The organism is Gaiella sp. (assembly GCF_035558935.1).
Classification (GTDB): Bacteria; Actinomycetota; Thermoleophilia; order Gaiellales; family Gaiellaceae; genus Gaiella.
In genome coordinates this window covers 1-8733 of the sequence record NZ_DATMBZ010000049.1, presented here as the reverse complement: position 1 = coordinate 8733, position 8733 = coordinate 1, and the positions used below count along the sequence as shown (strand labels likewise).

The 8733-nt window shown below is 70.7% G+C and carries 5 protein-coding genes and 1 pseudogene; 5 read left to right on the top strand and 1 reads right to left on the bottom strand.

Translation table 11 applies throughout. The annotated features are described in order from the left end of the window. Positions 1–1246, top strand: a 1246-nt coding sequence (locus tag VNM44_RS04945) for a proton/sodium-translocating pyrophosphatase (protein ID WP_325623277.1), incomplete at its 5' end; no start/stop codon positions are given. A gap of 178 nt (positions 1247–1424) precedes the next feature. After that, positions 1425–4400, top strand: a complete 2976-nt coding sequence (locus tag VNM44_RS04940; RefSeq protein WP_325623275.1) for a S8 family peptidase — start codon at positions 1425–1427, stop codon at positions 4398–4400. A 59-nt stretch (positions 4401–4459) separates the two neighbouring features. Here the strand turns inward: VNM44_RS04940 and VNM44_RS04935 are convergent, their stop codons facing one another. After that, on the bottom strand, positions 4460–6274 hold the full coding sequence (locus VNM44_RS04935; RefSeq protein ID WP_325623272.1) for a hypothetical protein: 1815 nt from the start codon (positions 6272–6274) through the stop codon (positions 4460–4462). 144 nt (positions 6275–6418) lie between these two features. Here VNM44_RS04935 and VNM44_RS04930 point away from each other — a divergent pair, with 144 nt between their 5' ends. The 3 genes and pseudogenes from VNM44_RS04930 to VNM44_RS04920 form a co-directional block, all read left to right on the top strand. Then, positions 6419–8317: a universal stress protein gene (locus VNM44_RS04930; RefSeq protein ID WP_325623270.1), complete on the top strand. Its 1899-nt coding sequence runs from the start codon at positions 6419–6421 to the stop codon at positions 8315–8317. Then, entirely contained in the window at positions 8314–8490 is a 177-nt protein-coding gene (locus tag VNM44_RS04925) for a hypothetical protein (protein WP_325623268.1), read from the top strand. Before VNM44_RS04930 ends, VNM44_RS04925 begins: the two co-directional genes overlap by 4 nt. Before the next feature lie 3 nt (positions 8491–8493). Continuing rightward, positions 8494–8733 (top strand): annotated as a pseudogene (locus VNM44_RS04920) (universal stress protein UspA); the annotation flags it as partial.

The window sequence follows — 8733 nt, the reverse complement described above, 5'->3', positions numbered from 1 at the left end:
CGGCGTGTCGATTCTCGCGTCCGTGATCGGCACGTTCTTCGCGTGGGTCGGCCGCGGCGAGAACGCGATCATCAACGCGCTCTACAAGAGCGTGGTCATCGCGACGGCGCTGTCTGCGATCGGGTTCATCCCGGTCACACTCGCCTACGACGGCGACCGCTTCTCGTTCTGGCAGCTCTACGTCCCCGCCCTGATCGGGCTCGCCGTGACGTTCCTCCTCGTCGCGATCACGGAGTACTACACCGGCTCACGCTGGCACCCGGTGAAGCGGATCGCCGAGGCCTCGACGACCGGGCACGCGACGAACATCATCGCTGGGCTCGCCTACGGCATGCAGGCCACGGCGCTGCCCGTGCTCGTGATCGCCGCAGGCGTCGTCGGCTCGTACTACGCCGCGGACGAGTCGATCTTCGGGATCGGCGTCGCCGTCATGGCCCAGCTCTCCATGACGGGGCTGATCGTCGCCCTCGACGCCTACGGGCCCGTCACCGACAACGCGGGCGGGATCGCAGAGATGGCGGACATGCCCGAGTCGGTGCGCGGCGTGACCGACCCGCTCGACGCGGTCGGTAACACGACCAAGGCCGTCACGAAGGGCTACGCGATCGGCTCGGCGGGCCTCGCCGCGCTGATCCTGTTCGACGAGTACGTGCGGGGGCTCGCGGACGAGGGGCTGAACGTGACGTTCGACCTCGCCGACCCGTGGGTGATCGCGGGCCTGTTCGTCGGTGGGATGATGCCCTTCCTGTTCGCCTCCCTGGCGATGACGGCCGTCGGCCGCGTCGGCGGCGAAGTGGTCGAGGAGGTGCGGCGCCAGTTCCGTGAGGACCCGGGGATCATGGAAGGCACCTCCCGGCCGGACTACGCGACGTCGATCTCGATCGTCACGGGCTCTGCGATCAAGAGCATGCTCGTGCCGGCACTGATCCCGGTCGTGATCCCGATCGTGGTCGGGATCATCAAGCCGGAGATGCTCGGCGGGCTCCTGATCGGAACGATCGTGACCGGTCTCTTCCTCGCCATCTCGATGACCTCCGGCGGCGGCGCCTGGGACAACGCGAAGAAGCTGATCGAGGACGGCGCGTTCGGGGGCAAGGGCTCCGAGGCCCACGCCGCGGGCGTTACCGGAGACACGGTCGGGGATCCCTACAAGGACACCGCCGGCCCGGCGATCAACCCCATGATCAAGATCGCCAACATCGTCGCGATCCTGATCATCCCGATCATCGCCTCGATCCACGGCTGATCTGTCGGACAAACCCGCGCTCCCGGGCGTCACTGGCCCGGGAGCGCAGGGCTCCTGCCCCTCGAACAGGGGAAATGCGCGGTTTGCCGTTGCACTGTTGTGCAGCGCGACATACAGTGCGCGCCGCCGGAAAGACCAGTCGGTGCCCCACCACCACGACAAGGGGAGAGCAACCACGATGCGTTTCCGCGCGTTGATCGTGCTCGCGGTCGTCGGCGTCTGCGCCACGGCCCTCCTCGTCTCCAGCGCGGCCACGAGCGCCGCCCCCGAGACGGGGACGTACATCGTCCAGATGATCCAGGATCCCGCCGTCTCCTATGACGGCGGTGTTGCGGGGATCCCCGCGACGAAGCCGGGCAAGGGGAAGAAGATCGATCCCACGTCGCCCAACGTGGCGCGCTACGTCGACTTCCTGAGGGGGGAGCACGGCAAGTCGCTCGCGAAGGTCGGCGGCGGCGCGAAGCTCTACGACTACGCCTACACCTACAACGGCTACTCGGCGCGGCTGAGCGAGAACCAGGCCGCGCAGCTCGAGAAGCAGTCGGACGTCGTGTCGGTCACGCCCGACGAGGTCGTCACGATGGACACCTCGTCGACCCCCGACTTCCTCGGGCTCACGGCTCCGGGCGGGCTGTGGGACCAGCTCGGCGGCACCGGTGACAAGAAGACGACAGGCGCCGGCGAGAACATCATCATCGGGATCGTCGACTCGGGCATCTGGCCGGAGAGCAAGAGCTTCAGCGACCGCGACGCGGACGGGAAGCTCGTGTTCCAGCAGATCCCGGGCTGGCACGGCAAGTGCACGCCCGGCGAGCAGTTCAACGCCTCGATGTGCGGCCAGAAGCTGATCGGCGCCCAGTGGTTCAACGCGGCCTGGGGCGGCGACGCCGCGCTCGAGGCCGATCGGCCCTGGGAGTTCATGTCCGTGCGGGACTACAACGGCCACGGGTCGCACACAGCGTCGACCTCGGGAGGCAACTTCGGCGTCCCGGCGACGGGCCCCGCCGCCGTGTTCGGCAAGGTCAGCGGGATGGCGCCGCGCGCGCGGATCGCCGCGTACAAGGCGCTCTGGTCGACGCAGGACGCGTCGACCGCGAGCGGTCGCACGGCCGATCTCGTCGCCGCGATCGACCAGGCCGTCTCCGACGGCGTGGACGTCATCAACTACTCGATCAGCGGCACGACGACGAACTTCGCCGACCCGGTCGAGGTCGCGTTCCTGTTCGCTGCGGACGCGGGCGTCTTCGTCGCCGCCTCCGCCGGCAACAGCGGCCCCACGACCGGCACGGTGGCCCACCCTGGCCCGTGGATCACGACGGTCGCGGCAGGCACGCACAACCGCGACGGGCGCGGTTCGGTCACGCTCGGGAACGGGGCGACGTACAACGGCGCCTCCGTCGCGACGAAGGTCGGCCCTGCGCCGCTGATCGACTCGACCGCCGCGGGGCTGCCGGGTGCTGATCCGACGAAGGTCGCGCTCTGCTACGCCGCGGCCGACAACGACGGCACTGCGGTGCTCGACCCGGCCAAGGTCGCGGGCAAGATCGTCGTCTGCGACCGCGGCGTGACGGCTCGCGTGAACAAGAGCCTGGCCGTCCAGCAGGCGGGCGGGGTCGGGATGATCCTCCTGAACCCGAGCCCGAGCTCGATCAACGCGGACTTCCACTTCGTCCCGACCGTCCACCTGGACTCGCCGGATCGGGCGGCCGTCAAGGCGTACGCCGCGACGGCTGGGGCGACCGCGACGATCAACGCGGCGCAGATCGTCTACAACGCGGCGGCGCCGTTCACGGCGTCGTTCTCGTCGCGCGGGCCGCTCACCGCCGGCGGCGGCGACCTCCTCAAGCCGGACGTGATCGCGCCCGGCCAGGACATCCTCGCCGCGGTCGCGCCTCCGGGGAACGCCGGGCGCGACTTCAACCTCTACAGCGGCACGTCGATGTCGAGCCCACACGTGGCCGGCCTCGCCGCGCTCCTCATGCAGAAGCATCCGGACTGGTCGCCGATGGCGATCAAGTCGGCGCTGATGACCTCGGGCTACGACGTGCTCGACGGCCCGAGCACCAACCCGCTCGTGATCTTCCGCCAGGGGGCGGGGCACGTGAAGCCGAACAGCGCGGCCGATCCGGGCCTCGTCTACGACAACGGCTTCAACGACTGGCTCGCCTTCCTCTGCGGAACGACGACGGCGGTCGGGCCCGCCTCGTGCACCGCGCTCGAGAACGCGGGCTTCTCGCTCGACGCGAGCGACCTCAACGAGCCGTCGATCGCGGTCGGCGACCTCGCGGGCGTCCAGACCGTCAAGCGGAAGGTGACGAACGTCGGCTCGTCGGCCGCGACGTACAACGCGTCGGTGACCGGGATGGCGGGCATCACCACGGTCGTGAGCCCGTCGTCGCTGACGCTGGCACCGGGTGAGACGAAGGCGTTCACCGTTGCGTTCACCCGCACGACCGCCACGCTGAACGCCTATGTCGGCGGGCAGCTGACGTGGACGGACGGCACGCACGCCGTGCGCAGCCCGATCGTCGTCCGCCCGGTGGCGCTCGCGGCCCCCGCAGCGGTCAGCGGCACGGGCGGCCCGATCGGCTACCAGGTGACGTTCGGCTACGACGGGGCGTTCACGGCGTCCGCACGCGGGCTCGTCGCGCCGACGATCACGCCGGGCACCGTGCCCGACGACCCGGGCGACAGCTTCGCCCCGGGCGGCCCCGGCACGGTCGCGATCCCGGTCACGATCGCCGCCGGGACGACGCATGCCCGGTTCTCGCTGTTCGACGCCGACGTGGCGGCGGGGAGCGACATCGACCTGTACGTCTACCGCGGCACGACGCTCGTCGGATCGAGCGGCAGCGGCACGTCGGCGGAGGAGGTCAACCTCCGGAATCCTGCAGCCGACACGTACACCGTCTACGTCCACGGCTTCGCGGTCACCGGGACGTCGCCGTTCAAGCTGTACACGTGGCTCCTCGGCTCGGCGGCGGCCGGCAACATGACGGTCACCGCGCCCGCAGCGGCCACGATCGGCGGCACGGGAACGGTGACGCTGACGTTCACCGGCCTCGCGCCCGCGACGAAGTACCTCGGGTCGGTCGCCTACGGCGGCACGGCCGGGATGCCGAACCCGACGATCGTCAGGGTCGACACCCCGTAACACGAAGCGACGCGCACGGACGCGGAGGGCCGGGAGACCGGCCCTCCGTCGTCCTCGGCTCACCCGGCCGTCGCGACCTGGACGAGCCGACGGTTCGAGACTCCTGCGAGCAGCGGGTCGGTCTGCTTGCGGGCACGGACCCAGAACTGGACGTTGACGCCGTCACGCAGTGGGAAGTCCGCTCTCGGCATCAGTCGGAATCGCAGCCAACCGTCCCGGCCCGTGGGCTGCTCACCCGGCGCGGAGGTGAGAAGCGGGGTCGATCGCACGAACACGAGAGCACCGCGGATCGCATAGCCTCGCGTGTCCGCGACGTGGAGGCGTAGCTCGAGCGGCCGCTTGCGCGACCGCACTGGGTTCGGGGCGAAGACGATCTGGTCGATCACGAGGCGGTCCGGCAGGGAGACGCTCGTCACGGGAATCGAGTACTTCCCGGTCGGCAGCCGGATCGCACCCGGCGGCAGCGTCGGAGTCGGGGGCGGCGGAGTCGTCACGGTGACCGTGACGAGCGCCGTCGCGTCGGAAACCGCGACGGCGCTCCCGACCGTGTTCCGTGCCGTCACGCGCGCGCGGAGCCGGCGGCCGACGTCGTCCGCGGTCACCAGGTACTGCGTGCCTGTCGCACCCGCGATCGCCGGGCAGTCCGATCCGGTCGCCTGTCCGCCGTCGGCGCCGCAGCGCAGCCACTCGTACGCGAAGAGCAGCGGCGTCGTCCCGGTCCAGATCCCCGACGTGGTGGTGAGCGTCTGGCCACGGGCCGCGGTGCCGACGATCGTGGGAAGGCGGCTCGACACCGGCCCCTGGAGGGGCTGCGTGGTGGTCGAGGTCGACTGGACCGCAGCCGTCGCGTTCGACGCGGTCGTCTGGGTCCCGAGCGAGTTCGAGGCCGTGATGCGGATGCGCATCCGGGCGCCGACATCGTCGGCCGTGAGCGTGTAGGTCGAGCCGGTGGCACCGGAGATGAACGTGCAGTTGCTGCCGTCGGACAGCCCGCCGTCGCCGCCGCAGCGGACCCACTGGTACGCGTACTGGAGCGGCGTCTCCCCGGCCCATGTCCCGACGCTCGCGAAGAGGACGCGCCCCTGGACGAGCGTGCCTCCGATCGACGGCTCGACGGTGTTCCGGGGCGCGCCGGTGGCCGTGGACTGCGTGACCACGTCTGTCGGGTTCGCAGTCGCGGTGGCCGCTCCCGAACTGTTCGACGCCGTGACCTGCACGCGCAGCCGCTTTCCGACGTCGGCGCTCGTGAGGACGTAGCTGGAGCTCGTGGCACCGGCGATCGACGGGCAGTCCGAGCCGTCCGAGAGGCCTCCGTCCGGACCGCACCTGACCCACTGGTACGCGTACGTGATCGACGTGCCGTCCCACGTGCCCGTCGTGGTCGTGAGCGTCGAGCCTTCCACCGTCGAGCCCGAGATGAGGGGCTCCGCCGTGTTCACCGGCGTCGATTGAGCCGTGACCACGGCCGTCGTCAGCGACGGGGCGCTCGTGGAGCCCTCCCCGTTGGTCGCAGTCACGAGCACACGCAGCGTCGAGCCGACGTCGCCGCCCGTGACGACGTAGCTCTGCGACGTCGCCCCTCCGATGGCCGAGCATGCACCCCCACCGGCGTCGCAGCGCTGCCACGCGAAAGCGAACGAGAGCGGAGGTGTCCCCGTCCACGAGCCCACGGAGGCCGTCAGCGTCTCGCCCGAGACAGCGGTCCCGGTGATCGTCGGCGGGTCGGAGTTCGACGGCGTCGCCGCCGACCGCGCCTCCGCTCCGGTCGTCAGCAGCACAGCGGCGGCCGCGAAACCGGCCGCGAGCGCCGCTCCGGCCATGAACGTCCGCCGGCCGTGGGCCACCACTTCTCCGCGCCGCACGGGCTCGGACATGTTCGACTCCCTCCCTCGGTTCCCCCAGTGTCGTTGCAATCCGCACGTTAAGCGCAGTGCGCGCGCCGTTCAACCGAGCCCCCTGTCGCCACCCGCAGCACGGCGCCTCTCGTCGCGCCCGCGGCCATGCGTACACTCGCGCGCGTGCCCGGGAGCCGACGGCGGCGCGAGGTGCGGATGGAGCGGGTGCTCGGGACGCCCGCCCTCTTCGCCACCGCGTACGGCAACGTCGGCTCCTCGATCTACTACGCCCTCGGCCTCACGGCCGTCTTCGCGCTCGGGCTGACGCCGCTCGTCTTCGTCGTGGCGGGCATCGTGTTCGCCGCCACCGCCGCGACGTACGCGGAGGGGACCGTCCGCTTCCCCGAGGCGGGCGGGTCGTCGAGCTTTGCGCGGCACGCGTTCGACGAGCTGATCAGCTTCGGCGCGGCGTGGGCCCAGATGCTGGTCTACATCGTCACCATCGCGACCTCGGCGTTCTTCGTTCCGCACTACCTCTCGATCTTCTGGGAGCCGCTCAAGTCCAATCCGTGGGACATCGTGGGCGGCGCCGTCGTCGTCGTGCTGCTCGTCACGCTCAACATCGTCGGCGTCACGGAAGCCGCAAAGCTGTCGATCGGGCTCGCGGTGATCGACTTCGCGACGCAGGTGCTGCTCGTGCTGCTCGGGTTCGCGCTCGTGTTCAGCCCGGAGACGCTGGTCGACAACGTGCACTGGGGCACGGCCCCGACGTGGGAGAACCTCGCGATCGCGATTCCGGTCGCGATGCTGGCGTACACGGGGGTCGAGACGGTGTCGAACCTCGCCGAAGAGGCGCGCGAGCCGCAGGAGAGCGTCCCGAACGCGTACAAGCTCGTGGCGCTCGCGGTCTTCGCGATCTACTTCACGCTGCCGCTGATCGCGCTGTCGGCGCTTCCCGTGAAGCTGATCGACGGCGAGCTGACGACCCTGCTCGCGCTGCCGCCGGAGGACGGCGGGTACGCGAACGACCCGATCCTCGGCGTCGTCGACAACCTCGGTCTCAGCGGCGGGCTCCTCGACACGCTCGAGCTCTACGTCGGCGTCCTCGCCGCGACGATCCTGCTGATCGCGACGAACGCGGGCATCATCGGCGCCTCGCGGATCACGTACTCGATGGCGACCTATCGGCAGCTGCCGGAGGTCTTCCGCAAGCTGCATCCGAAGCTCAAGACGCCGTACATCGCGCTCGTGCTCTTCGCCGGCATCGCCCCGATCATCCTCCTGCTGCCGGGCGACGTGACGTTCGTCGGCACGCTGTACTCGCTCGGGGCGACGCTTTCGTTCACGGTGGCGCACGCCGCGATGGTGCAGCTGCGGGTGCGGCCCGATCCCGCGGTGACGTACCGCGCCCGGCCGAACGTGTCGATCGCTGGCGTCCAGTGGCCGCTGTTCGCGATCTTCGGCGGGCTCGCGACCGGCGCGTCGTTCGTCGTCATCCTCGCCCAGAACCCGTTGACACGCTGGGTCGGGCTCGGCTGGATCGTGCTCGGGTTCGTCGGCTACACGGTGTACCGCCTCCGGTGGGTGCGCGCGGGGCTGCGGGAGACCGTGAAGGCGCCGCCGGCGTTCGGCGCGGCGCTCGCGCTCGCGTACCGCCGGATCGTCGTGCCGATCGTGCCCGGGCGGCCGTCCGACGACGCGCTCGACGTCGCCTGCCGGCTGGCCGCGGAGCGCGGTGCCCGCGTCGTCGCACTGACGGTGATCGAGGTGCCGCTGGAGCTGCCGCTCGACGCAGACCTGCCCGAAGAGGAGCGCCTCGCGAACGACGAGCTCGACGAGGCGATGGCAGTCGGCGACACGTACGGGGTCCGCGTCGTCGGCCGCCTCGTGCGGGGCCGCAGCGCCTCGGTCGAGATCGTGCGCGAGGCCGAGCGCCGCGGGGCGGAGATCATCGTGCTCGGGTCGCCGCGCAAGGACCTCACGAGACGCCGAGGCGTGTTCGGATCGACCGTCGACCGCGTCATGCGCAGAGCGCCGTGTCGCGTGATGGTGACGGCGTCGAGGCAACGGAGCGCCGCGTGAGCTGGTACGGCAAGGCCGTGTACGCGTTCGGCGCGGCCTTCATCGCGATCGGCGTCGCCCTCCTCGTCGTGACGGCGGCGCACGGAGGCGGCGTCGTCGGCTTCGTGCTCGGCGCCCTGTTCGTCGCGCTCGGAGTCGCGCGGATCCAGCTCGAGCGGAAGCGGGGGAGATAGGCGATGGCCCGGAAGGTTCGCGGCTTCGAGCGCGTGCTCGACGCGCCGGCGCTGTTCGCAATCGCCTACGGGGAGATCGGATCCTCGATCTACGTGGCGCTGGGGATCGTCGCGGCTTCTGCGCTCGGGCTCACGCCGGTCGTGCTCGCCGTCACGGGCCTCGTCTTCCTCCTCGTCTCGCTCTCGTACGCCGAGGGAACCGCCGCCATCCCGGAGACCGGAGGCGCCGAGACCTTCACGCGC